Annotated in this window: 22 protein-coding genes; 5 read left to right on the top strand and 17 right to left on the bottom strand. The window is 43.5% G+C overall.

The window, feature by feature from the left end; genetic code table 11:
• The first annotated feature begins 19 nt into the window (after positions 1-19).
• Positions 20-697: a site-specific integrase gene (locus D0907_RS02755; RefSeq protein ID WP_065978154.1), complete on the top strand. Its 678-nt coding sequence runs from the start codon at positions 20-22 to the stop codon at positions 695-697.
• 112 nt (positions 698-809) lie between these two features.
• Positions 810-3,380, top strand: a complete 2,571-nt coding sequence (locus D0907_RS02750; protein WP_065978155.1) for a M1 family metallopeptidase — start codon at positions 810-812, stop codon at positions 3,378-3,380.
• 164 nt (positions 3,381-3,544) lie between these two features.
• On the opposite strand, the gene D0907_RS02745 is transcribed toward D0907_RS02750, so the two are convergent.
• Both D0907_RS02745 and D0907_RS02740 read right to left on the bottom strand, forming a co-directional pair.
• Complete coding sequence (locus tag D0907_RS02745) at positions 3,545-3,910, bottom strand: hypothetical protein (RefSeq protein WP_118843980.1); 366 nt, start codon at positions 3,908-3,910, stop codon at positions 3,545-3,547.
• 64 nt (positions 3,911-3,974) lie between these two features.
• Entirely contained in the window at positions 3,975-4,844 is an 870-nt protein-coding gene (locus D0907_RS02740; RefSeq protein WP_118843979.1) for a TolB-like translocation protein, read from the bottom strand.
• A gap of 168 nt (positions 4,845-5,012) precedes the next feature.
• Between D0907_RS02740 and D0907_RS02735 the strand changes: the two genes are divergently transcribed.
• From D0907_RS02735 to yjjG, 3 genes are read left to right on the top strand one after another with little or no spacing between them, the layout of a single operon-like run.
• Complete coding sequence (locus D0907_RS02735; protein ID WP_036971173.1) at positions 5,013-5,912, top strand: phosphoribulokinase; 900 nt, start codon at positions 5,013-5,015, stop codon at positions 5,910-5,912.
• A gap of 49 nt (positions 5,913-5,961) precedes the next feature.
• On the top strand, positions 5,962-6,501 hold the full coding sequence (yjjX, locus tag D0907_RS02730) for an inosine/xanthosine triphosphatase (RefSeq protein ID WP_065978158.1): 540 nt from the start codon (positions 5,962-5,964) through the stop codon (positions 6,499-6,501).
• A gap of 12 nt (positions 6,502-6,513) precedes the next feature.
• Positions 6,514-7,188: a pyrimidine 5'-nucleotidase gene (gene yjjG / locus D0907_RS02725; RefSeq protein ID WP_075594461.1), complete on the top strand. Its 675-nt coding sequence runs from the start codon at positions 6,514-6,516 to the stop codon at positions 7,186-7,188.
• A gap of 114 nt (positions 7,189-7,302) precedes the next feature.
• Here yjjG and lpxC read toward each other — a convergent pair whose 3' ends face one another.
• From lpxC to rsmH, 15 genes are all read right to left on the bottom strand, one after another.
• The gene (gene lpxC / locus D0907_RS02720; RefSeq protein ID WP_036971181.1) at positions 7,303-8,214 is read right to left on the bottom strand and encodes a UDP-3-O-acyl-N-acetylglucosamine deacetylase; all 912 of its coding nucleotides are present in this window, start codon (positions 8,212-8,214) and stop codon (positions 7,303-7,305) included.
• Positions 8,215-8,316: 102 nt separating this feature from the next.
• Positions 8,317-9,567: a cell division protein FtsZ gene (gene ftsZ / locus D0907_RS02715; protein WP_036971183.1), complete on the bottom strand. Its 1,251-nt coding sequence runs from the start codon at positions 9,565-9,567 to the stop codon at positions 8,317-8,319.
• A 21-nt stretch (positions 9,568-9,588) separates the two neighbouring features.
• Positions 9,589-10,821 carry a cell division protein FtsA gene (gene ftsA, locus D0907_RS02710; RefSeq protein WP_036971185.1) on the bottom strand — a complete coding sequence of 411 codons (1,233 nt, stop codon included), beginning with the start codon at positions 10,819-10,821 and terminating at the stop codon, positions 9,589-9,591.
• On the bottom strand, positions 10,818-11,597 hold the full coding sequence (locus tag D0907_RS02705) for a cell division protein FtsQ/DivIB (protein ID WP_065978161.1): 780 nt from the start codon (positions 11,595-11,597) through the stop codon (positions 10,818-10,820). Before D0907_RS02705 ends, ftsA begins: the two co-directional genes overlap by 4 nt.
• Position 11,598: 1 nt before the next feature.
• A complete protein-coding gene (locus D0907_RS02700; RefSeq protein WP_074988827.1) occupies positions 11,599-12,519 on the bottom strand; it encodes a D-alanine--D-alanine ligase in 921 nt (306 codons plus the stop codon).
• Positions 12,516-13,952, bottom strand: a complete 1,437-nt coding sequence (gene murC, locus D0907_RS02695; RefSeq protein WP_206770699.1) for a UDP-N-acetylmuramate--L-alanine ligase — start codon at positions 13,950-13,952, stop codon at positions 12,516-12,518. The genes D0907_RS02700 and murC overlap by 4 nt, the downstream gene beginning before the upstream one ends.
• A 14-nt stretch (positions 13,953-13,966) precedes the next feature.
• On the bottom strand, positions 13,967-15,043 hold the full coding sequence (gene murG, locus D0907_RS02690) for an undecaprenyldiphospho-muramoylpentapeptide beta-N-acetylglucosaminyltransferase (RefSeq protein ID WP_118843978.1): 1,077 nt from the start codon (positions 15,041-15,043) through the stop codon (positions 13,967-13,969).
• Entirely contained in the window at positions 15,040-16,215 is a 1,176-nt protein-coding gene (gene ftsW, locus D0907_RS02685; protein ID WP_036971195.1) for a cell division protein FtsW, read from the bottom strand. Before ftsW ends, murG begins: the two co-directional genes overlap by 4 nt.
• Positions 16,212-17,537 (bottom strand): UDP-N-acetylmuramoyl-L-alanine--D-glutamate ligase, encoded by a 1,326-nt coding sequence (gene murD / locus D0907_RS02680; protein ID WP_118843977.1) that lies wholly within the window; start codon positions 17,535-17,537, stop codon positions 16,212-16,214. Before murD ends, ftsW begins: the two co-directional genes overlap by 4 nt.
• Entirely contained in the window at positions 17,538-18,620 is a 1,083-nt protein-coding gene (gene mraY, locus D0907_RS02675; protein ID WP_036971198.1) for a phospho-N-acetylmuramoyl-pentapeptide-transferase, read from the bottom strand.
• Positions 18,614-20,002: a UDP-N-acetylmuramoyl-tripeptide--D-alanyl-D-alanine ligase gene (locus tag D0907_RS02670; RefSeq protein WP_118843976.1), complete on the bottom strand. Its 1,389-nt coding sequence runs from the start codon at positions 20,000-20,002 to the stop codon at positions 18,614-18,616. The genes mraY and D0907_RS02670 overlap by 7 nt, the downstream gene beginning before the upstream one ends.
• Positions 19,999-21,477 carry a UDP-N-acetylmuramoyl-L-alanyl-D-glutamate--2,6-diaminopimelate ligase gene (murE, locus tag D0907_RS02665; protein WP_118843975.1) on the bottom strand — a complete coding sequence of 493 codons (1,479 nt, stop codon included), beginning with the start codon at positions 21,475-21,477 and terminating at the stop codon, positions 19,999-20,001. Before murE ends, D0907_RS02670 begins: the two co-directional genes overlap by 4 nt.
• Positions 21,470-23,287 carry a penicillin-binding transpeptidase domain-containing protein gene (locus D0907_RS02660; RefSeq protein ID WP_036971205.1) on the bottom strand — a complete coding sequence of 606 codons (1,818 nt, stop codon included), beginning with the start codon at positions 23,285-23,287 and terminating at the stop codon, positions 21,470-21,472. The genes murE and D0907_RS02660 overlap by 8 nt, the downstream gene beginning before the upstream one ends.
• The gene (ftsL, locus tag D0907_RS02655) at positions 23,284-23,610 is read right to left on the bottom strand and encodes a cell division protein FtsL (RefSeq protein ID WP_036971208.1); all 327 of its coding nucleotides are present in this window, start codon (positions 23,608-23,610) and stop codon (positions 23,284-23,286) included. The genes D0907_RS02660 and ftsL overlap by 4 nt, the downstream gene beginning before the upstream one ends.
• Positions 23,610-24,545, bottom strand: a complete 936-nt coding sequence (gene rsmH, locus D0907_RS02650; protein ID WP_036971210.1) for a 16S rRNA (cytosine(1402)-N(4))-methyltransferase RsmH — start codon at positions 24,543-24,545, stop codon at positions 23,610-23,612. The genes ftsL and rsmH overlap by 1 nt, the downstream gene beginning before the upstream one ends.
• Positions 24,546-24,563 lie beyond the last annotated feature (18 nt).

Here is a 24,563-nt window from a genome sequence, read left to right as displayed (position 1 = left end):
TTATTATCAAGGTATTAGGTTGAAGTCCCATCTCGGTCGTAGGCCCTTTTCGGCCATGGAGTTACATACCCTGTATACTGGTTACATCTTTAGTGATCAGCTTTTGCCCCGTGAACAAGCAAAACACTGGCATTTTTGGCTTCCTCTTTTTGCTTATTATACTGGCGCTTACAGTGATGAAATTGGCCATCTCACCCTTGATGATATTGTCACATTGTCAGATGTGCGTTGCTTTCACTTTCATACCCACGGCAAGATAAAGTCACGCTTTGTGCCGATTCATGATGCCTTATTCGCAGCAGGGCTTGACCCATACCTAGACTTTTTAAAAGCACAAGGGCATACCCGCTTAATGTTTGACTTACCCTCTAAGTCAGGACGTTACAGTGAAAAAGTCCGTATTTGGTTTTCTGGTGAAGGTGAACGAGCTGGTTATCTACAAAAATGTGCCATTCCCAATGTTGATCAACAAGGGATGAAAACGGCTATCAGCAGTTTAAGACTCAACTTTGAACAACAAGTGCGTATTCATGCAATACAAGCTAACAGTAAAGATGCGTTTAACTATTTAATGGGCTTTAAAGAGTTTTCAGGCTCTTTATTTAACGATATGTCGTTGCTTAACGGCATTCTACAAAATGTGAGGCAAATTAATCCACAGTTGCACTGGCAACGCTTCATTGAACGCCATCATTAAATTGACAAACTTTGTTACTAACTAATTATTACTGTTCAATTTAAAACCTGATAGCATGGAAGACAGCACTCAAAGTCAGTGCCTTTCTAACAACAAAAAATCAGGGATACTTATGTTCTTAAAAAGCCTATTAACTGTGAGTGTTGCACTTGCGGTTAGCTCAGCCCATGCCAATGAATATGTAATAGAAAAACTAGCAAAACCTAGCTCACAACAGGTAGAGCTGACACTTGATCCTGCTAAAGACACTTTTTCTGGCCACACTGAAATTGCCATCGAAGTACTCAAAGCAACGAACTATATTGAATTAAACGGTATTGATTACGCGGTCAGTATGGCAAAAATTCTAGGTGACGAAAATTGTGACCTAAGTGCAGACATGCTGAAAACAGGCAAAGTAAAATTTTCGTGTGATGAAAAAATCCAACCTGGAAAGTATACGCTAACGGTTGATTTTACTGCGCCTTATAACCGCCAAAGTGTGGGCTTATATAAAACGCTTGATCAAGGTACTCCCTATTTATTTACTCAATTTGAAATGAGTGATGCACGCCGTGCCTTCCCTGTTTTTGACGAACCGAGTTATAAAATTCCATTTCAGTTAACGATTACTGCACCGACAACACAAAAAGTGTATGCCAACACGCCGGTATTAAAAACCACGGTCAATGGCGATATGACAACACACTATTTTGATAAAACGCCTCCTATTCCCTCTTATCTTGTAGCAATGGCGGTCGGTCCTTTTGAAGAGCTAGAAATTAAAGGCATGCCAATTCCTGGCAGAGTATTAACGCCACAAGGTAAGATTCATCTTGCGGATTACGCCAAAGAAAATATGCCTCGCGTTCTCAAAGCACTGGAAGATTACTTTGGTATCCCTTACGTTTATAAAAAATTAGACTCGGTTGCAGTGCCTGAGTTTCCATTCGGTGCAATGGAAAATGCTGGTCTTGTAACTTATCGTGAAGACATTCTATTAGTTGACTTAGCGACCGCGACTCGTAGTAAAAAAGAACGTAATGTATCAATCATTGCACACGAACTTGCACACCAATGGTACGGTAACCTTGTTACCATGAAGTGGTGGAATGATTTATGGCTAAATGAAGCGTTTGCAAGCTGGATGGCGGCAAAAATTACGGCACAAATTAACCCTGAATTTGAATCACACTTAAATTTACCGCAAAACTATGTGATGGCATTAGATGCACGCTTAAGCACGAAACCCATTCGTAAACCGATTAAAACTGAAGCTGATATCATGGATGGCCTTGGCCTTGCTTACAGTAAAGGGAGCGCGGTACTGTCTATGGTTGAAAACTGGATAGGCGAAGATGCTTTCCAGCAAGGTATTCAAGCCTACTTGAAAAAATTCTCGTATAAAAATGCTGAAGCAGCTGACCTGTGGCAAGCATTAGGTGAAGCTTCAAATAAAGATGTGGCGAGTGTATTAAAGTCATTTATTGAGCAATCTTCTTTTCCACTTATCAAAGTAACCCAAGACGGTAAGAAAATTACCATCAGCCAGAGCCGTTTTGTGAATGCAGGTGTTGAAGCCCCTGCTCAACTGTGGAACGTGCCTGTTGCTATAAAATATGGTGCAGGTGACAAAGTAAAAACAGCTAACTTGCTGCTAAACAAAGAAACACAACAGCTAACACTTGATTTTGAACCTGAGTGGATTTACCCAGATCAAGGAGCTATGGGCTATTACCGTTGGTTACTAGACGATGCGCAGTTTAATGCCCTGCTAGATAACGCAGCTGACAAATTAACAGTCCGTGAGCGTTTGGCACTCCTTTCTGCCGCTGACTCTTTACTTGATGCCGGTGTTATTTCTGCTGCCCGCTTAATGCAAACCCTAGAAACATTTGTGAGCGATGCACACCCACTTGTAGCGAATACAGCATTGGGTTACTTAGCTTCGCAAAAACGTGTTTTTGAAGACGATAGCAACCGCGACTTATGGCCTAAGTTTATCCGTAAGAGCATTGCTCCTGCCGCGAAGCAATATGGCTTAACAGCCAAAGCTGATGAAGATGCTGCAGTATCTCAGCTACGAGCACAAGTGATCAGCCGACTAGGTTTTGATGGTGAAGATCGCAAAGTCATTGATACGGCTAAAGCACAAGCCGCACTTTACTTAAACAATCCTGAAAATGTTGACCCATATTTAGCATCAACCTACTTAAACCTTGCAGCTTATCATGGTGATGAAAAACTACTCGCGAAGTACAAAGAAACGTTCAAAACCACAAAAGATCCGCAAGTACGCACAAAAATGCTTGCTGCAATGGGTTATTTTGGTAAACCAGAGCTACAAAAAGCAGTCCTTGAGTACAGCCTAACTGATGAAGTAACGGCCTCAGATATGCGTACTTTATTAGGGGGTCTAAGTTATGGTAAAGAACGCCAAGCGTTGTTCATTGATTGGATTTATAACAACTACGATGCCATCACTAAAAACTTACCGCCATTTTTTGTACCGAACTTACCGTTTTTCACAACGGCAAGTTGTGATGCTCAAAGCTTAGCCACAACAAAAACCTTCTTCACTGATAAAATCTCTGAAGTACCAGGGTATGAGCGCTCACTCAGCAAGCTTGAAGAAAGCGTCAATGACTGCCTTTCGCTTAAAAAGCGCGAGCTGGCCTCGGTGAATAGTTTTCTTAAACGTTAACAGCACAATGTGAAAAAGGGTCACATTGTGACCCTTTTTTATTACCATAACTCTTAACGAGTCCGCACTTATAGCCGTGTCTGTCATTAACTTATAATGCAATTAACCAACTGCATTCATTAAAATAGCGACACTATTATTGCGTTAAAATTATTGTGTTAAAATTATTGCGCTAAAATTTTATTAAATTGCTTAATAAACTGTTCTGCCGCTAACACTGAAGTAACTTTAAATGCGAGCCCATAATGAATAGGCTGGGCACTTTTATAAATACGTGTAGGAAAACGTGTCATTTCACTGCTATGGAAATAATCTTTAATGCGAGAGATGCCGTCCAATGCTTCAAAGTCGTCACTAAACACCTCAAAAACAGGCCTAATGACTAATTTAGCCTGCCCGCTTTGTTCATGCACATAAAATGCTTCTTTGGAATTAGCGGGCATAAACTCATTAATATTTTTTATTTTAAAGTTACTACGACAGCCAATTTTTATCAGTTGTTCAGTAAGTTGTTCTGCAGAGAAAGACAAATGCGCGCCTATTTTAAAACGAGAAGTAGTAGCCACATTACAGTAATCCCTTAAAAAGCGTTACTTATTTATCACAAACAAAGGCAAGTTTCTTATTATGGTAACTCAAACGTGTTATCTTGGTTTCACAATAAGACGTTAAATCTAACCATTGAGAAACCGGCTCTGGATTCATTAAATCTCGCTTATAAACGCGATTATTAATCGCATAAATAACCGTCTGCTCATCGAACAAGGTGAAATCTTGTAATTGTGCCGGTAGACGTAAAATATCTGTTACTTGCTCAAATTGGGGTGTAAAACGCGCCAGCCAATGTTGCTTATCTTTGTGGTAGCTAAATAAGTAGCTATTCGTTTGCGCATCAAAAAGTAAGGTTCGGCCAATAGCATTCGCAACGACCTTCGGTTTAGCAGCTGCAACCGTGGTATATTGTAAGGTATGTGGTTCGCCCAAAATAAACATAACAAGGTCGTTGTCGGCGCCCCATGCATGGTAACCTACAGGCTCAATCCACTCGAAGATACGCGCAGCAGATTGTTCACCCTGCAACGGATATTGCCAGAGCTTTTGCTTACCATCTTCTTCCACAACGATGGCTGACAACGCCTGCTTGTTAGGCATTAATGTGGGTGAATATTCGCTAACAGCAGAGTGCGTTAAATTTGTTGCTTGCTGAGTTGTAAAATTATAGAAATATAAATCTGTTTGCGATTGTCCATCATCGCCAAGCACCTCATGCGTGTAATAAAGCCCCTCATCAATTAAGAACGGTTGGTTATTGTAACTTTTATTATCCGTAATTCTTGTTACCTTCATACCATAAGGGGTCTCAAGATCAGCCAGTAACACTTCGCTTTTAGGCATAGCTGCGTCCGCTTGGCTGCTTAAAAACGTTCCAAATGCGCCAAAAAGGAAAGAGGTAAGTAATCTCATTATGTTCTCTCGTTTTAATTTTTATTGGCTCATGATAGCGTTATTTAATCAGGCAGTCACTTGACCTTACTATGCTCGACCTTTATAACTAGGACGTGTTCGTTTTTTATCAGTTTTTCTGATTGGTAAAAGTAACACTGCACGGCTTAACAAATAACGAGAACAACTATGTCAGCTAAACACCCTATCATCGCAATTACCGGCTCATCTGGCGCTGGCACCACCACCACCACCAATGCCATTAAGCATATTTTTAGAAGCTTAAATATAGATGCGGCCTTTATTGAAGGCGATAGCTTTCATCGTTATACACGACCAGAAATGGATAAAAAAGTGCGAGAAGCACAGCAAGAAGGCAAACATATCAGTTATTTTGGTCGTGAAGCGAATGACTTTGGTGCGCTTGAGCAACTGTTTTATCAATACGGCGAAACAGGCCAAGGTAAAATCAGACGTTACTTACATACCTTTGATGAAGCCGTTCCTTATAATCAGCTACCGGGGACTTTTACACCGTGGCAAGACTTAGAATCGAATACAGATATACTCTTTTATGAAGGCTTACACGGCGGTGCAGTAGACCAAGATCACGATGTTGCAAAGCATGTTGATTTATTGATTGGTATGGTGCCAATTATCAACCTTGAGTGGATCCAAAAACTAATCCGCGACACCTCAGAGCGAGGCCACACGCGTGAAGCGGTAATGGGGTCTATTATTCGTAGTATGGATGACTATATAAACCAAATCACCCCTCAGTTTTCTCGTACTCACATCAATTTCCAGCGCGTACCGACTGTAGACACTTCAAACCCATTTAGTGCAAAAGATATTCCCTCGCTTGATGAAAGCTTTGTGGTTATTCGCTTTAGAGGTATTGAAGATGTGGACTTCCCCTATTACTTACGCATGATAGAAGGCAGCTTTATGTCACGTATCAATACGCTAGTAGTGCCTGGAGGAAAAATGGGCTTAGCCATGGAGCTGGTACTAACACCACTCATTAAAGATATTATTCTAAAAAAACGTGCCCTTGAAAATTTAGCCCCCGTTGACTTGCCGATTTAAATGACTCGGGTACACTGCTGACTCAGCCTGGAATGATGGAGTAGTCAGCTTGAAAACGACATTAAATGTAATTGTGGGATCTAAAAACCCTGTAAAAGTGAATGCTGCTAAACATATTTTTAGCCTTTACTTTCCTGAGCACACCATTCAGTGCCAAGGTGTTCACGCACCATCTGGCGTCCCCGACCAACCTTTAGGTGAAGATGAAACCCGCATAGGGGCAGAAAATCGCGTAAAATACTGCCAAGCGCATTACGAAGCCGATTTCTACACAGCAATGGAAGGTGGCGCAGAGCAATTTAGTTACGGCGCAGCAACGTTTGCATTCGTCGTTATTGCCAATAGCGAACAATTCAGTGTCGGCCGCAGCAGCAACTTACCTTTACCACCTCCTTTCTTCAAGGCATTACTTGCGGGTAAAGAGTTGGGCGATGTGATGGATGAAGCTTTCAATACCGTCAATATCAAACAGCAAGGTGGTGCAATTGGCTTATTAACCAATCACAATGCAACACGCGAAAGCACCTATATACAAGCGCTTACATTGGCTATGGCACCGTTTTTACACCCTACACTTTATAACCAATAAACTTGGAATATCATGAAGTATACACATGTTTTATTTGATGCCGATGAAACCCTGTTTAGTTTTAACGCATTTGCAGGTCTTAAAGTAATGTTCGCCAATTACGGCGTAGACTTTACAGAGACAGATTATCATGACTATCAATTAACCAATAAACCACTATGGGTTGCCTATCAAAAGCATGAAATTACTGCCAATGAGCTACAGATAACCCGTTTTACCGAATGGGCAAACAAACTCAATGTGCCCGCTCAAACGCTTAATGATGCCTTTTTAGAAGCGATGGCATCTATTTGTGTGCCATTGCCCGGTGCCGTTGAGCTACTCAATAAGCTAAAGCCTCACGCAAGATTGGGTATCATTACCAATGGTTTTGCCAAACTTCAGCAAAAGCGCCTAGAGCATACAGGACTGCAAGACATGTTTGATTGGCTGGTGATTTCTGAGCTAGTGGGTAAAGCCAAACCCGCACCCGAGATTTTTCAACACACTTTTCAGTTAATGGGTAATCCACCGAAAGAACAGATTTTAATGGTGGGTGACACCGCAGCCAGTGACATTCTCGGTGGCCATAATGTTGGCATTGATACCTGCTGGCTTCAGCACCCTGGCGTTGAGTTACCTGAAGGGATTACACCCACCTACCAAATAAATCAGTTATGTGAACTGGAAGCTATTCTTGGTTTATAGCAACTCAAAATGATTAAGTATTTTTGCGGATTGGTAATACAAGTTATGCTTATCGTAAAGCAAAAAAAATGACGCTTTAAAGCGTCATTTTTTATAACTGTAATATGCGTGCGATTAAGCTGTTGCTACTTCAAGGCCTGGTGCTGGCATCGTCACTGGCGTATCGAATGTTGCCCATTCCCATGCTGACTCAGTTGCCATAATTTTACGAAGTAACTTATTGTTTAAATCATGGCCTGACTTATAAGCCGTGATTTTACCTAGAATGTTATGGCCCGTCATAAACATGTCGCCCACACAGTCTAAGATTTTGTGTTTAACAAACTCATCGCTGTAACGTAAGCCGTTTGGATTCAATACTTTAAATTCATCCAAAACAACTGCGTTATCCATGCTACCACCTAAGGCTAGGTTGTTTGCATGCATATATTCAATGTCTTTCATAAAGCCAAAAGTACGCGCACGGCTGATTTCTTCAGTGAAGCTTTGTGCCGTAATATCTAAACCAATACGTTGGCGACTTTCATTGATAGCAGGATGATCAAATGCGATCTCGAAATCGATGTGAAAACCATCGTATGGTTCGATCTCAGCCCATTTATCACCTTCTTCAATACGTACTTTTTCTTTAATACGAATAAAGCGCTTAGCTGCATTTACTTCTTTAATGCCGCCTTTTTGTAACAAGTAAATGAATGGTAATGCACTACCATCCATAATAGGCACTTCTGAGCTGTCTAATTCAACAATTAGATTATCAATACCCATTGCCGCTACCGCAGCAATTAGGTGCTCAGTCGTTGATAAGCGAACACCATCTTTGTTTGTTAAACAGGTACACAATTGCGTATCACCAACGGCTTCAGGTGTTGTTTCAAAATCAACAACCGGATCAAGGTCCACACGACGAAATACTATCCCAGTATTTGCGCTCGCAGGTCGGAGAGTAATAGTGACCTTCTCACCTTTATGAAGTCCAATTCCTATGGCTTTGACTACTTCTGCAATCGTACGCTGTTTAATCATAGGTTCGCTCACTTATAGTTACAGTTAGACGGCGGATTGTATCATAAATACATCCAGCTGCCAAATTTGTTTATTTATCGAACAAATTATCAGTAGAAAGTCTTAGTCAGCTTGCTTTCTTAAGAAAGCGGGGATGTCAAAATAATCGCCACCCTCTGATTTATCAGACTTTTTATTGCTCTCAGCTGTCTTTGACGAGACAGAGCTGCTTGTTGTGCTTTGCTTTACAGGCTCTTGCTTTTCAGATGTAGCTGACATGCTCACATCATCACTGCTGCCTTGACTTGCAAAGCTTGGTACATACATGCTGCTAGTCGTTTGGTTCATTGAGCTTTGTACATCAGAGCCTGATGCTTTCTTAAAGCCATTATCAACGATGCCAAACTGTGGACGACGATCGCCCCCTAAACCTGTTGCAACAACAGTTACACGTAACTCGTCGCTCATTTCTGGGTCAATTACCGCACCAACAACCACGGTTGCATTTTCAGACGCTAATGCTTTAACGTGGTTACCCACAATTTCAAATTCTTCAATCGCAATATCCATGCCCGCAGTGATATTAACAAGAATGCCTTTAGCACCTGTTAAATCAACATCTTCAAGTAATGGACTTGAAATAGCGGCTTCTGCTGCTTCTTGTGCACGGTCTGGGCCAGATGCTGACGCTGTGCCCATCATCGCAGTTCCCATCGCTGACATTACAGTACGTACGTCGGCGAAATCCACGTTGATTAGACCTGAGCGTGTGATTAATTCTGCAATGCCTTGAACAGCACCAAATAACACGTCATTTGCTTTTGCGAAGGCATCTAATAGTGTAGTCCCTTTGCCTAAAACTTTAAGCAATTTATTGTTCGGAATTGTAATAAGAGAGTCTACAATTTCTGACAATTCATTAATGCCTTGTTCAGCCGCTGCAGCACGCTTTTTACCTTCAAAATCAAACGGACGAGTAACCACTGCAACCGTTAAGATCCCTAACTCTTTTGCAATTTTTGCAACCACAGGCGCAGCCCCCGTACCTGTACCGCCACCCATACCGGCTGCGATAAAGACCATGTCAGCGCCTTCAAGGCTAGCACGGATAGTTTCAGCGTCTTCTTCTGCTGAATTACGGCCTACTTCAGGGTTTGCACCCGCACCTAAACCAGAGGTGATCTGTGTACCTAGTTGCACGGTTACATCGGCAGATGAATTACGTAATGCTTGTGCATCCGTATTTGCCGCAATAAAACGTACACCTTCAATTTGTTGTTTTACCATGTGTTCAACAGCGTTACCGCCGCCGCCGCCCACACCAATTACTTTAATGACAGCTTCTTCGCTGTGCTGTTCCATCATATCAAACATCTTTACTCTCCGACTTGAGCTTTAAAACTCACCTTGGAACCACTTCGTAATACGGTTCCACCAATTATTATCACCTTCAGCTTTCGATTTTTGTGCATTCATCGATTGCATAGTACGGCCGTATTGTAACAAACCAACCGCGGTCGCGTACGAAGGATCATCCACATAATCTGTCAAACCAACAATCCCGATTGGTTTGCCAATTCTGACTGGCATTTGGAAAATGTCTTCTGCCACTTCCATTGCCCCTGTCATTTTTGCTGTTCCGCCAGTGATGACGAGACCCGCAGCAATTTGGTCTTCTAAACCTGAGCGGCGTATTTCTTCCATAGCCAGCTCAAATAATTCTCTAAAACGCGGCTCAACAACCTCAGATAAGGTATGACGAGACATAATACGCGCAGGTCGCCCACCCACACTTGGCACTTCAATCGTGTCTTCGTTGCTCGCCATTTGGCTGCTTGCACAGGCATATTGTACTTTGAGTGACTCTGCATGTGATATAGGTGTTCTAAATATTTTTGCAATATCACCCGTTACTTGATTACCCGCAACAGGAATAACGGCTGAGTGACGAAGCGCACCATTAATATAAATGGTGATATCCATTGTACCGCCACCAATATCCAGCACCGCTACCCCTAACTCTTTTTCATCATCAGTCAGTACGGAATAACATGACGCTAATGCAGTAAAGATAAGTTGGTCCACTTCAAGACCACATCGCTCTACACATTTTTCAATATTTTTTGCCATGTCGTTTGAGCAAGTAATAATGTGGGCTCGCGCTTCCATTCTCACGCCACTCATACCCAATGGGTTTTTAATGCCTTCTTGCATATCAATGCTGTATTCTTGCGGTAATGCATGCAGCATTTTGCGCTCTGCCGAAATTGGCACTGAACGCGCAATATGAATCACATTTTCAATGTCTTCATCTGTCACCTCGGTGTTGTTAATAGCAACCACACCGCTTTCATTCTGACACTGAATATGCTTACCAGAAATACCTAAGTACACTGAACTAATGCGGCAATCGGCCATCAGTTCTGCTTCGTCAATAGCACGACGAATCGATTCAGAAACAAGGTTAAGGTCGTTTACGCCACCTTTATCCATACCATGCGATACCTGGCTGCCTACCCCCACAATACTGAGCTTATTATCTGCGGTGATTTCACCAACGGTGGCCACTACTTTTGAGGTGCCAACGTCTAATCCAATCACTAGGTTTCTTTCTGCTGACTTAGTCATGCCTTACTCTTATTTTCTAATTGTTCTTCTTGAAGTGGCTTCCAGCTCACTGCAAGACCGGTATCGTACCGTAAATCAACAACATCAATTTGTGCATCTGCACGTTGTTCCATGCGCGGATAAACGTCAATAAAACGTTGTACACGCTTCGCTTTTTCTTTGCGGCCTAAATTCAGGCGTATGCCGTTATCAAGCCATAACTGCCACGAAAAACGCTCAGAGAGCGCTAAACTTGTCAGCTCTAAATCATTCACCCTTAGCATTGCTTGAAACTGACGAAAAGCCGTCCAAGCTTCTATTTCACTGCCTTCAGGGCCATATAGCTGCGGTAGCGTATCAGGTAATTTATCACTACTTGCTTGGAACACTTCCCCTGATTGATTCAAGAGTAAATCACTGTTCCAATGGGCTACCGCTTGGTGCTCAACCACATACACTTGTAAGGTATCTGGCCACTGTTTTCTTACCGATGCCGTTGCGACCCATGGCAGACTTTGTACCAAGCGTTGCACATGTTTGACATCCAATTCAAAAAAACTCGATAAGTCGGCTTTTTTTATCGCACTAATAATTGCTTTTTCATCAGTGTATTGAGGCTGTCCAAGCACTGATAAATGCTTAATTTGCGCATCTTTGTTTTCAACCAACCAATCAGACACCCCTGTGGTAATCTTTACTAAAGAAAAAATGACCACCAGAAAAAAGCTCACACCAAAAATCAGCGACCAATTAAGTTGCTGTTTTAACTGTTGCGCTTTCTTCAAAAAAGGATGCATATTAAAGTGTTTGCTCCAGAATGCGAACAACTAATTGTTCAAAACTTGCACCATTGGCTTTAGCCGCCATTGGCACCAACGACTTTTCGGTCATGCCTGGGACTGTATTCACTTCTAATAAGTAAAAATTCCCCTGTTCATCACGCATTGCATCAACACGCCCCCAGCCACTCGCGCCAACCAAATCAAAGGCTTTAAGAGCCATATCTTGCAATAATTGTGTTTCTTGCTGAGATAAATCTGCAGGGCAATGGTACTGCGTGGTATTTGATTGATACTTAGCCTGATAGTCGTAAAAACCATTCGGTGTTGTCATTTCAATAACAGGCTGAACATCTTGACCTAAAACAGCAACGGTAAATTCACGACCCGTAATCCATTGCTCTACGAGTACTTGGCTGTCAAATTTAAAGGCCGCATTTAAAGCGGCATCTAACTGCTCAGCCGTATGCGCTTCAGCCATACCAATGCTTGACCCTTCATGTGATGGCTTAACCATCACCTTACCAAATTCATTTATGATTGCTTGGCTATCAAACTCATGGCGGCTATCAACAACGGTGTAAGGTGCTGTGCTTAAACCCATTGCTTTAAATAAATGCTTACAACGCACTTTATCCATAGCCAATGCAGAGCCCAATACATCACTGCCAGTATAAGGAAGTCCCATAAATTCAAGCGCACCTTGAATCGTACCATCTTCACCGCCTCGGCCATGAAGTGCGATAAATACTCGTTCAATATTGCGCTCTTTTAATTGCCAAAGAGGCTGTTCTTTAGGATCAAATGCGATGGCATCAACGCCAACACTCTGCAATGCGTTCAATACGGCTTGGCCCGATTTAAGCGAGACTTCTCGTTCAGCTGATGTACCGCCAAAAAGAACTGCTACTTTGCCAAATTTGTCGCTTGTCTGGCTCATACATTTACCTGCTTAAGTTGTTCAATAGACAAGTTGCTTGCTGCTAACTTTTTCACTAATTGGCCTATGTTACCAGCGCCTTGCGTTAAAACTAAATCATTATCTTGCATTACATCAGCAAGCACACCTGCAAGCTCTGCACTGCTTGCTACATGCAATGGCTCTTTGCCGCGTTGGCGTAAACTACGACATAAACTCTTACTGTCAGCACCGACTATGGGCTCTTCACCTGCAGCATAAACATCAAGCAGTAATAACTGATCGACATCGGCAAGTACTTTAACGAAATCTTCGTATAAATCTCGAGTACGGCTATAACGATGCGGTTGGTATACCATGACTAACCGTTTATCTGGCCAGCCTTCACGTACAGCAGCAATGGTTGCGGCCACTTCAGATGGGTGATGCCCATAATCATCGACTAACATCACATTACCGCGTTCATTTTCAAATGTGCCGTAATGTTGAAAACGACGGCCTACACCTTCAAATTTTACCAGCGCTTCTAAAATTGCATTATTTGCAATATTTTGATCTTTTGCCACCGCAATCGCAGCGGTTGCATTTAATGCATTGTGCTTGCCTGGCATATTCAAGCTAACAGCTAAGCTTTCACCGTGTTTATTCACTACATTGAATGAACAGGTATTGGCTGTCTGGCTAAAATCAACCATGCGGTAATCAGCATCGGCCGATTCACCGTAGGTGATCACTGGGCGACCAAAACGAGGAATAAGCTCTGCAGCCACCTCAGAATCTATGCAAACAACCGCTAAACCGTAAAATGGCAAGTTATGAATAAAGTCGACATAGGTGTCTTTCATTTTCTCAAAACTGCCACCATAGGTATCCATATGATCTTCTTCGATATTTGTGATCACCGACACCATCGGCTGTAAGTGTAAAAACGACGCATCACTCTCATCGGCTTCGGCAATTAAAAAATCACTTTTCCCAACCTTTGCATTACTACCCGCACTGTTTAGCAAGCCGCCAATAATAAAAGTGGGATCAAGCCCTGCTTGTGCATAAATGCTCGCAATTAAACTTGTCGTCGTGGTTTTACCATGTGTTCCAGCCACGGCAATGCCATGACGAAAGCGCATTAATTCTGCAAGCATCTCTGCACGGCGAACAATCGGAATACGCGCCGCTTTTGCTGCTTTAATTTCTGGGTTTTGATCGTTAATCGCACTTGATACCACGACCACGCTGGCATCTTTGACATTATTTTCATCATGCCCGATAAACACTTCTGCGCCGACATGAATCAAGCGTTCTGTCATGGCACTGTGTGCGATATCTGAGCCGGTAATACGGTAGCCTTCAAAAGCAAGTACTTCGGCAATGCCACCCATCCCTGCGCCACCAATACCAATAAAGTGGATGGTGTCAATTCGACGCATCGCAGGACGAGTGCTGTTTTCTTTCATCGTGCTTTCTTTCACTACTTATCTCTTCTATTTGCTAGCTGCTCACAGCACTTCGCAACATTGGCTGTGGCATCTAAAATGGCAAGCTGTTTCGCTTTACTTGCCATAGTTGAAATTTTTTCTGGTGCGTTTAAGTAAGGTGATAACACATTCACAACCGCACCTTTTGTAAACTCACTTTGCGGCATCAGCAAAGCGGCTTGCGCGGCGACTAAATACCCTGCATTAGCCGTTTGATGGTCATCCACTGCATGTGGAAACGGCACAAATAGAGCCATTCGACCCGCCGCAGCGATTTCACTTACTGTCAATGCACCAGCACGGCAAATTACCAAATCGGCCCATTGATAAGCGCTATCCATATCATCAATAAATTCAGTCACTTTGCTAAAATCAGCTAACCCTAACTGTTGATAGCTCGCGGTGACATTAGGTTCATTATTTTTACCCGTTTGGTGCCATATATTAAGCGTTGTTTGCGCTGAAAGCTCACTGAATACAGCCGGTAAAGTCTGATTCAATACTTGCGCCCCCAGCGAACCACCAACCACTAGCACATTAATCGGCGTTTGCGTTTGCTTAGCCGTTACCGTCGCAACACTAGCGCGCACTGGGTTACCAACGATTTCACACTGCCCTTTAGCAAAAGCCGAAGGAAAAGCAGCCAAAACCTTATTCGCACACTTTGCTAACCAACGGTTACTCATACCTGCCACTGCATTCTGTTCATGAATAACCAGAGGGATCCCTAAGCTTTTTGCGGCAATTCCTGTTGGGCCTGTCACATAGCCGCCCATGGCGAGTACGACATCAGGCTTTTGCGCTTTTAAAATTTTACGCGCCTGCAAAATGGCATTTATCACCATAAAAGGGGCTTTAATCAAGCGCTTTATACCATTACCGCGCACACCTTTTACGTTAATAAAGTCAATTTCAATATTGTGTTTGGGCACAACATTGGCTTCCATTCTATCGGGTGTTCCAATCCAGCTTACCTGCCAACCTTGCTGCTTTAAAAAATCTGCAACCGCAATGCCAGGGAAAATATGCCCACCGGTGCCACCAGCAACTACAAGTAATTTTTTACTCATCGTTTGCCTCCGCGTGAGGTAGCTTGCTTTGTCGCCATTTTGGTTTCAAAATCAATTCGCAAAAGTACACCTGTTGCGATGGTCATAATTAATAAACTAGAACCACCGTACGAAATAAACGGCAAGGTTAAGCCTTTGGTCGGTAAGATCCCCGCACTTGCGCCGACATTTACCATGGTTTGAAAGGCAAACCAAATACCAATCGCAAAGGCAAAATAACCTTCATACTCTTTACCGCACTTCAACGCTTTTTGACCAATAAGCAAGGCTCTAAAAACAAATATTGCAAGCACCACTAAAATACTTAACACCCCAAAAAACCCTAACTCTTCACCTATAACAGCGAAGATAAAGTCATTGTGTGCTTCGGGAAGGTACTGTAGCTTTTGCACACTATTACCTAAGCCTTGGCCAAACCAGCCACCTTGACTGTATGCCATTAGCGACTGTACTAATTGGTAACCTTTTCCGAACGGGTCTTCCCAAGGTTCAAGAAAGCCTGTAACACGTGCCATACGATAAGGTTCAGCAATAATCAGCACGACTACCGCAGCAATCCCCGTTAATATAAGACCAAAGAATTGCCATAGTTTTGCACCCGCTAGAAAGAGCAAGCCCACCGTCGTAACAAACAGAACCACTACGGTGCCTAAGTCAGGCTGCATCAATATCAATAAAGCATACACACCAAACACGGCTAACGGCTTAAAGAAGCCTTTCAGGTTTTCTTGTACTTCTGCGCGCTTACGCACTAAATAGCCAGCAATATAACTAAAAAAATACAGCTTAGCGGCTTCTGCTACCTGAAAACCAATGGGTCCCACTGGTATCCAGCGCTTTGCACCATTGACCTCACGACCAACTATCAATACCAGTACCAGTAAAGCTAAGCCCAGCAAGAGTAAATAAGGGTTACTGCGTTTCCACCAATCCATTGGGACATTGGTGGCTATCCAGAATAGAAAAAAGCCCATAATTAAGAACATGCTATGGCGAATAATGATGTGATAAGGATTATCAAATAAACGCTCAGCGGTGGGCATCGATGCACTGGTCACCATCACAAAGCCAACCCCAATCAACATCAACATGCAATACATCAACGGCACATCATAAAGTTGTGCAGATTGTTTAGGTGTAAGCGCGTCACGAATATCAGCAAATGCAATCATACTGCCTCCGCCAATACGCACTGGGTAAAGTCATCCCCACGCTGCATATAGTTGTTATACATATCTATGCTGGCACAAGCGGGGGCAAGTAATACGATATCGCCCTGATCACTCAGCTGTTTTGCAAGTAGCACTGCTTCATGCATGTTGTTAGTAAGGTGGCCTTTATCTGAAAGCGCCACTAATGCTTTTGCATCTTTACCAAAGCAGACCAAGGCTTTTACTTTGTCGTTCAAATACGGTTTTAGGGCATCTAAATCAGCCCCCTTCGCATCGCCACCGGCAATAACAACTAATTGCTTTGCTTGATCGGCTAGGCTTTCAATTGCGGCGATAGTCGCGCCAACATTCGTTGCTTTTGAGTCATTAAAATACTTTACACCACTAATTTCAGCGACAAACTGACACCGGTGCGCAAGTCCAGTAAAGGCACTAAATGCTTGCAGATAGTGCTCGGCTGTGATTTCAAATGGGCTTAATAACGCCATCACTGCCAATGCATTTTGTTGATTATGCGAACCCACAACATTTAAGCTGCTTACAGGTAACAGAGGCTTACCTTGTGCTGCAAAATATTGTTCACCCTGTTGATCAACTAAAGAGTAATCGGCATTACGAAGTGCAAAGCTTAACTGCGGCTGCTTTGCAGTGTGTGTTGCCGCATCAATGGCATTCACAACACAAAGCGCTGCGCCATTATAGATACGTTGCTTCGAGTCGATATAAGCTTGATAGCTTGGGTAGCGATCTAAATGATCTTCACTCACATTGAGTACACACGCACTGTGTGCTTTTAAGCTCTGGGTGGTATCAAGCTGAAAACTTGATAACTCAAGCACAAAAACATCGTAGTCATGCGCTAATAAATCAAGTACAGCCGTGCCTATATTGCCGCCAAGGCCCACTTTATAACCCGCAGCTTTGAGTACCTCAAATGCCAGCGTCACCACGGTTGATTTTCCGTTTGACCCCGTCACTGCCACAATAGGCTTATCTGTTGAGCGCGCGAAGAGCTCAACATCGCCAATCACTTCTACCCCCGCAGCCATTGCTTTTGCGACTGCTGGCGTTGTTAAACTAAGCCCAGGGCTGATAATAATGATGTCGGTATTGCTAAGCGCTGCATTATCTAAATCACCAAAGTGGGTAACCAGCTCACTCGAATGCTCAGCTAGCCAATCAGCACCTGGCGGCTGCTCTCGGCTATCCACAACCTTTGGCTGAATATTCTGAGACAATAAAAAACGCACAATGCCCAGACCGGTTACACCGAGTCCGAGCACTGTTATGTGTTTATTTTTAATCTCGTTAATTACTGTCATTTACCTGATCTTCAATGTCGCAAGGCCCGCAAGCACGAGCACAATCGAAATAATCCAAAAGCGCACAATCACACGTGGTTCTGGCCATCCCTTTAACTCATAATGGTGATGAATAGGCGCCATTCTAAAAATGCGCTGCCCACGTAACTTATATGAACCGACTTGTAAAATTACCGATAAAGCTTCCATCACAAACACACCGCCCATAATAATGAGCACTAATTCTTGGCGAACTAATACCGCAATAATGCCCAGTGCGCCGCCAAGCGCAAGCGAGCCCACATCGCCCATAAATACTTGTGCTGGGTAAGTGTTAAACCATAAGAAACCAAGCCCTGCCCCCACAATCGCAGTGCACACTACAACCAGTTCGCTTGCCAGCGGTAAATGAGGAATATGTAAGTAGCTAGAGAAATTCACGTTACCCGTTAAATAAGCAATAATGGCCAGAGCCGACGCGACTAAAATAGTCGGAACAATTGCTAAACCGTCAAGCCCATCCGTAAGGTTTACCGCGTTAGATGTGCCGACAATAACAAAGTAAGTCATGACGATATAAAACAAGCCAAGTTGTGGCAGTACATCTTTAAAAAACGGCACTACTAACGATGTTTCAGTGCCTTGCTGCGCAGTAAAATAAAGTGCGCTTGCCACAACTAAGGCGATCACTGACTGCCAAAAGTACTTCCACTTAGCGATGAGACCTTTGGGGTCTTTACGAATTACTTTACGGTAGTCATCAATAAAGCCCACTACGCCTAATGATCCCACAACAAATAACGTTGCCCACACATATTTATTTGATAAATCAGCCCACAACAGCGTACTGGTAAAAATCGCACCAAGAATCAAAATTCCGCCCATAGTAGGCGTGCCTTTTTTAGACAGATGAGATTCCGGACCATCATGGCGAACCACTTGACCAATCTGCATTTTTTGTAAACCGCGAATAAGCTTAGGGCCATAATAAAGTGAAATAAGTAAGGCGGTTAAAATACCTAAAATCGCTCGCAGCGTCAGGTATGAAAACACATTAAAGCCGCTGTAATACTGTGTTAAATACTCTGCCAACCACACTAACATGACGTTACCCCATTGTTGCCATCTTGCTGGCTGTTAACTAAATCTGCTACCACAAGTTCCATACGAGAACTTCGCGATCCTTTCACTACAATGGTGGTCTTTTGCTGAGATTCAGCGAGCACACTTTGTAATTGTTGTAATAATTGCTCACGGCTTGAGAAATGACGATTTGGCTTTTCAAAAACATCACTGGCCGACTTACTCAATACGCCAAGGCTGTAAAGTTCATCAATGCCCTTTTGCTGAGCATACTCACCCACTTGTTGGTGATAAAAACGTGCTTCTTCACCAAGTTCGCCCATATCACCCAAGGCGAAAATACGGCGTCCGGGCATATCGCTCAATAAATCAATGGCTGCTTTAACTGACTGCACATTTGCGTTGTAAGTATCATCAATTACCGTTAGCTTATCTGATACTTTCAGTACGTTAACACGTCCCTTTACTTCGCCCATGGATGCAAGCGCAGTTGCAATACTGTCTAAACTCACACCTAATTCAGTGGTTAACGCGGTAGCGATAAGCGCATTAGCAATATTGTGCTTACCAGGCAAAGCAAGCGTTACAGGGACTTTGTGCTCTGTTGTACACAGCATAAATGAAGCGCGCGCTTGTTCATCAAGCACTATATCTTCAGCCCAATAATCTAACTGTTGTGTGGTAGAAAAACGCTTTACTGTTCGGTGAGTCAGTTTATCTAACCAATAATCAGCAAAGTCGCTATCACAATTAACAATGGCAACCCCATCCGGTTTTAAGCCATCGTAAATTTCACCCTTCGCTGTCGCTACGCCTTGTAACGAGCCAAAACCTTCTAAGTGCGACGCGGCAACATTACACACAACAGCCACATCTGGTTTTGTCATGGCAACAGTGTAAGCAATCTCACCAATATGATTAGCACCCAATTCAATCACGGCATATTCATGCTGAGGCTCAAGGCACAACAATGTTAGCGGCACACCAATATCGTTATTAAAGTTGCCTTTAGTCGAGAGCACTTCACCGTGGCCTGACAGAATTGCTGCACACATTTCTTTTACGGTCGTTTTACCAACACTGCCTGTTATTGCGATGGTTTTTGGTGAGACTTCTGCCATCACCGCCGCCCCAATATGACCCAGCGCAATGCGAGTATCTGCGACAACAAACTGCACAATATCAACGTTAACAGGGCGCGCAACAATGGCTGCAATCGCCCCTTTTTCTTTTGCTTGCGCTACAAATTTATGGCCATCAAAGTTAGGCCCTTGTAATGCTAAAAATACTTCACCCTCGCACAGTGTGCGTGTGTCGGTATTTATATTTTTCACTTTGTGATTACCACCGCGGTAATCGGTTGCTAGAACCTGTGCTAGCCAATCAAAATCCATCGGGATCATAACTGCGCCCCTTGCGATTTTTCTTTTAGTTGTTGTTGTACATATTGGCGGTCGCAGAAGTCGATACGCTGATCGCCAATAATTTGATAGTCTTCATGGCCTTTGCCTGCAATAAGAATCACATCATCGGCATTTGCTTGCTCTATTGCATAACTAATTGCACGAGCACGGTCTGCTTCGCAGTGCGCGCGCTCTGGGTGCTCAAGTCCTGCGACCACGTCAGCAATAATTGCATTTGGGTCTTCACTGCGTGGGTTATCGCTGGTGACGATAATACGATCAGCATTACCTTCAGCCGCTTTTGCCATCATTGGACGCTTGCCTTTATCGCGGTCACCGCCACAGCCAAACACACAGCTCACGCCCCCGGGGACATGCTTTTGTAAAGCCTGCAATGCCAGTGCAAGTGCATCTGGTGTATGTGCATAGTCAACAATACAAGTTGGTTGACCCGGTGCGCTAAACGCTTGCATGCGCCCAGCAACCGGTTGCAATGATTTACATGCGTCTACTAACTGTGAAAGCGGGTAACCCATACCTAATAGCGTGGCCATTGCTGCTGCTAGGTTATAGAGGTTAAATTCACCAAATAATGCAGATTGCACCTCAGCGTGACCCCAGCTTGTTTCGAACGTTGCCGAAATACCGGTGTTGCTATAAACGACATCGCTAAAATAGACATAGCGTGCGCCTTTCGGTGCTAAATTTTTATGGCCATAACAAATTAGGTTATTGAAGTCGTACTTTTCTAACCACTGTTCGACTTGTGCATCGTCTTGATTAAGCACAACAGTTTCTGGATTATGATCACGCAGCAACATCAATTTGGCATCGCCATACGCATCCATTGTGCCATGATAATCTAAGTGATCACGCGACAAATTGGTAAAAACGGCGGCTTTAAACTGACAATGATCAACGCGCTGTTGCACCAGACCATGCGATGAAACTTCCATTGCAACCACATTCATGTGTTGATCACGTAGTTCAGATAAAATACGTTGTAAATCAACACTTGATGGAGTGGTATTGGCTAAGGGTGTTAGCTGTTCAGGGTGACCATAACCCAGCGTACCAATAACCGCTGCAGATTTATGGCATTGCTGCGCTAAATGCGCGATCATTGCCGTCGTTGTTGATTTGCCATTGGTGCCTGTTACGCCCACTAAATCTAACTCAGCAGAGGGCTGTTGGTAGAATGCAGCAGCGAGTGCTGGCAGCTTTTTAGCTAAATCAGACACTAAGTAAAGTGGTTCGAAATGACTTTCAAACTCACATAAGCGATCAGCAATCACAGCAACCGCACCACTTTCAATGGCTTTCTTTATAAACTGGCCGCCATCAAGCTGATGGCCTTTAATTGCCACAAATACATCACCGGGATGAACATCGCGACTATCTAGACGCAGTTGATTGACTAATAAAGAATTAGCCTCCACGTCAATATGATTAAGAATGGGTTTTAAATCACGCATCGTTATCTTTGCCTTCCACGTACGCAACCGCATCTTTGTCCGGTGCGACGTTTAAAATTCTTAAGGCATTGGAGACAATCTCTGCAAATGCAGGACCTGCCGTCGCTCCGCCATAATAAACATCTCCACCCGGTTCATTTATCATTACCACAACAGCTAAACGAGGATTGCTGGCTGGCGCTATACCTGCAAAATAACCGACATATTCGTCACCATAACCACCCACAGCGGCCTTTTTAGAGGTCCCTGTTTTACCCGCTGCACGGTAGCCATCTACGTGAACTTTTTGTGCCGTACCGCCTTTTTCAAATACACTTTCCATCATGTGAACAACGGCTTCAACATCCTTTTGTTGAAAAACACGCTCGCCTTCAGGAATTGAATCTTGCTTCAGCACAGTCAAAGGACGCATAACGCCACCCGACCCTAACATGGCATAAAAACGCGCCATTTGTGCCGTGCTTACCGCTAAGTTATAACCAAACGATAAAGCGGCAATTTCGTGATCAGACCAACGACGGTGTGGATAAAATAAGCCACTACTTTCACCGACCATTCCGGTGCCGCTGTCACTGCCAAAGCCAACTTTTTCATAAAGGCCCACAAAATAGTCTTTCGGTACGGTTTGGCTGACCTTCGTCACACCCATATTACTTGAGTACTTTAAGATTTCTCTTAAGCTCATTTCGCCGTGATTACGCGTGTCTTGTACTAAGCTCCCGCCAACGCGCATCCAGCCTGGGTAAGTATCAATAATTTCATCCGGTTGGATTGAGCCGTAGTCTAAACCAGCCAAAATGGCTAGTGGCTTAACAGTCGAACCCGGTTCAAACAAATCGGTAATGGCACGGTTACGGCGTTTGTGTGGTGCTGCGTCTGATAAATTATTCGGGTTGAATGAAGGGCTATTAACCATTGCCAGTACTTCACCGGTTTTTACATCTACGACCATAGCCGAGCCCGATGTTGCTTTGTAAGATAATACGGCTGACTTCACCGCTTTATAAGCAATGGCTTGAATACGTTGATCAATACTTAAATGGATATTCTCTGGTTCTACACGCTCACGCTCATCAAGTACTTCAACTTCGCGGCCTTGGGCATCTTTACGAATAGTACGCTGGCCTTCAACACCGGTTAGTTGTTGTTCGTATAGTTTTTCGATTCCTTCGATTCCATGACCGTCGATATTCGTAAAACCAATCACGTGCGCAGTCACTTCGCCAGCAGGATAATAACGTTTTGATTCGTCGAGTAAATGAATACCAGGCAAACGTAAATCACCAATATAATTAGCAACCGCAGGCGTTACCTGACGCTTTAAATATACAAATCGGCGTTTCGGATTATCGCGCAGGCGCGCATTGATTTTAGTTGGCTCAATACGCAGTACATCCGCCAGCTCACGCCAACGAATATCATTGCTGTAATAAGCGGCAATGCGTCTATTTAATTCTGCGGTGTTCTCTGCCAGTGCATTTTGATCTTCACCATTTTTACGCGCTTGGCGAAGCACTTTGCTGACCAACGATTTATGCAATGCTTTGGGGTCTGCATACACACTAACCACAGGCACACTTACCGCCAGCTCTTTGCCATTGCGATCAAAGATCATACCGCGTTGTACATGTTGTTTTTCAACACGTACTGTGCGTTTATCACTTTCTGAACGCGCTTTGTCTGGTTCAATTACTTGCAAAAATGCGGCACGCGCTACCAGCGTCATAAAGACTAAAAATACAACCGAGCACACCAGCATAAAGCGCCATGTGATCAAGGTATTAGTTGGCTTTTTCCTTCTGCTTATCATTGCAGTATTACCACCTTTTCGTCTTGGCTGGTTGGCCGTTTCATTTCTAATTGCATGGTTGCAACTTCTTCGATACGTGCATGCTGTGAATAAAACTCTTCTTCTACCAACAAGTAGCGCCATTCAAGGTCTAGTTCATCACGCTCTTGCAATAACTTATCTTGTTCTATTAACTGTTGACGAGCTAAGTGAGTTACCTGCACGACACTCAAGCTCGATGCGAGAATCACAACCAACAAGGCCAAGGTCAGCTTATTAGCTCCTAGGCCTTTGAAAATCTCTAAAAATAAATTTGGTTGGCGATGTGTCGCTTTTGCTTTCATTACAACCTCTGTGCAACCCTTAGCACCGAGCTGCGCGAACGAGGATTTAATTCAATTTCTTCCTTGCTCGGCTTAATGGCTTTACCCACTGCTTTTAACGTCAGGTTTTTATTTATTTGTGCATCTGTTAAAGGCAGACCTCTGGGTATCGCCTCTCCCTTACTCTGTTTCTTAATAAACTGCTTAACAATACGATCTTCGAGTGAGTGGAACGAAATAACCACCAGCCGTCCACCCGGCTTTAATACTTCAACAGCAGCTTGAAGCGCCGTTTGAATTTCTTCGAGCTCACTGTTGATATAAATTCGAATCGCCTGAAAGGTGCGTGTTGCAGGGTGCTTATGTTTATCTTTTACTGGCACGGCTTGATCAACTAAATCAGCCAATTGTTTGGTACTCGTAATCGGTGTGTGCTCGCGAGTTTCAATAATTTTATGAGCAATACGACGACCAAATTTTTCTTCACCAAAGGTTTTGATCACATGGGTAATGTCTTCAAGTTCCGCTTCGGCTAACCACTGTGCAGCACTGCGACCACTGGTTGGGTCCATGCGCATATCAAGCGGGCCATCTTTCATGAAACTAAAACCGCGTTCTGCATCGTCTAGTTGAGGTGATGACACACCAATGTCTAATAAAATGCCATCGACTTTACCAATTAAGTCATTGTCTTCCGCCACCGTTTTTAAATTAGAAAAACGGGTATGAGCAATTGAAAAACGGGCATCATCAGCAAATTTTTCGGCAGCTTTAATAGCTTGCGGATCTTGGTCGATTGCTTGTAAGCGACCGTGATCATTTAGACGCGCTAAAATTTGTCCTGAGTGTCCACCGCGACCAAATGTGCCATCCATGTAAATACCTTCGGGCTTTATGTCCAAAGCATTTATGGTTTCTTCCATCAGTACAGAGACATGTTCAAATTGCGCTGTCATTAGCTATTTTTTGCCTTT

Origin of the sequence: Pseudoalteromonas lipolytica (assembly GCF_003515105.1) — a bacterium.
GTDB classification, from domain to species: domain Bacteria; phylum Pseudomonadota; class Gammaproteobacteria; order Enterobacterales; family Alteromonadaceae; genus Pseudoalteromonas; species Pseudoalteromonas lipolytica.
Note: the sequence above shows the minus strand (reverse complement) of the source record. Positions and strands in the feature narration are given on the sequence as shown.

Excerpts from the sequence above, each read along its gene's own strand:
- D0907_RS02750 (WP_065978155.1), top strand. The coding sequence starts at position 810 with ATGTTCTTAAAAAGCCTATTAACTGTGAGTGTTGCACTTGCGGTTAGC.
- D0907_RS02740 (WP_118843979.1), bottom strand. The coding sequence starts at position 4,844 with ATGAGATTACTTACCTCTTTCCTTTTTGGCGCATTTGGAACGTTTTTA.
- D0907_RS02735 (WP_036971173.1), top strand. The coding sequence starts at position 5,013 with ATGTCAGCTAAACACCCTATCATCGCAATTACCGGCTCATCTGGCGCT.
- yjjG (WP_075594461.1), top strand. The coding sequence starts at position 6,514 with ATGAAGTATACACATGTTTTATTTGATGCCGATGAAACCCTGTTTAGT.
- lpxC (WP_036971181.1), bottom strand. The coding sequence starts at position 8,214 with ATGATTAAACAGCGTACGATTGCAGAAGTAGTCAAAGCCATAGGAATT.
- ftsZ (WP_036971183.1), bottom strand. The coding sequence starts at position 9,567 with ATGTTTGATATGATGGAACAGCACAGCGAAGAAGCTGTCATTAAAGTA.
- ftsA (WP_036971185.1), bottom strand. The coding sequence starts at position 10,821 with ATGACTAAGTCAGCAGAAAGAAACCTAGTGATTGGATTAGACGTTGGC.
- D0907_RS02705 (WP_065978161.1), bottom strand. The coding sequence starts at position 11,597 with ATGCATCCTTTTTTGAAGAAAGCGCAACAGTTAAAACAGCAACTTAAT.
- D0907_RS02700 (WP_074988827.1), bottom strand. The coding sequence starts at position 12,519 with ATGAGCCAGACAAGCGACAAATTTGGCAAAGTAGCAGTTCTTTTTGGC.
- murC (WP_206770699.1), bottom strand. The coding sequence starts at position 13,952 with ATGAAAGAAAACAGCACTCGTCCTGCGATGCGTCGAATTGACACCATC.
- murG (WP_118843978.1), bottom strand. The coding sequence starts at position 15,043 with ATGAGTAAAAAATTACTTGTAGTTGCTGGTGGCACCGGTGGGCATATT.
- ftsW (WP_036971195.1), bottom strand. The coding sequence starts at position 16,215 with ATGATTGCATTTGCTGATATTCGTGACGCGCTTACACCTAAACAATCT.
- murD (WP_118843977.1), bottom strand. The coding sequence starts at position 17,537 with ATGACAGTAATTAACGAGATTAAAAATAAACACATAACAGTGCTCGGA.
- mraY (WP_036971198.1), bottom strand. The coding sequence starts at position 18,620 with ATGTTAGTGTGGTTGGCAGAGTATTTAACACAGTATTACAGCGGCTTT.
- D0907_RS02670 (WP_118843976.1), bottom strand. The coding sequence starts at position 20,002 with ATGATCCCGATGGATTTTGATTGGCTAGCACAGGTTCTAGCAACCGAT.
- murE (WP_118843975.1), bottom strand. The coding sequence starts at position 21,477 with ATGCGTGATTTAAAACCCATTCTTAATCATATTGACGTGGAGGCTAAT.
- D0907_RS02660 (WP_036971205.1), bottom strand. The coding sequence starts at position 23,287 with ATGATAAGCAGAAGGAAAAAGCCAACTAATACCTTGATCACATGGCGC.
- ftsL (WP_036971208.1), bottom strand. The coding sequence starts at position 23,610 with ATGAAAGCAAAAGCGACACATCGCCAACCAAATTTATTTTTAGAGATT.
- rsmH (WP_036971210.1), bottom strand. The coding sequence starts at position 24,545 with ATGACAGCGCAATTTGAACATGTCTCTGTACTGATGGAAGAAACCATA.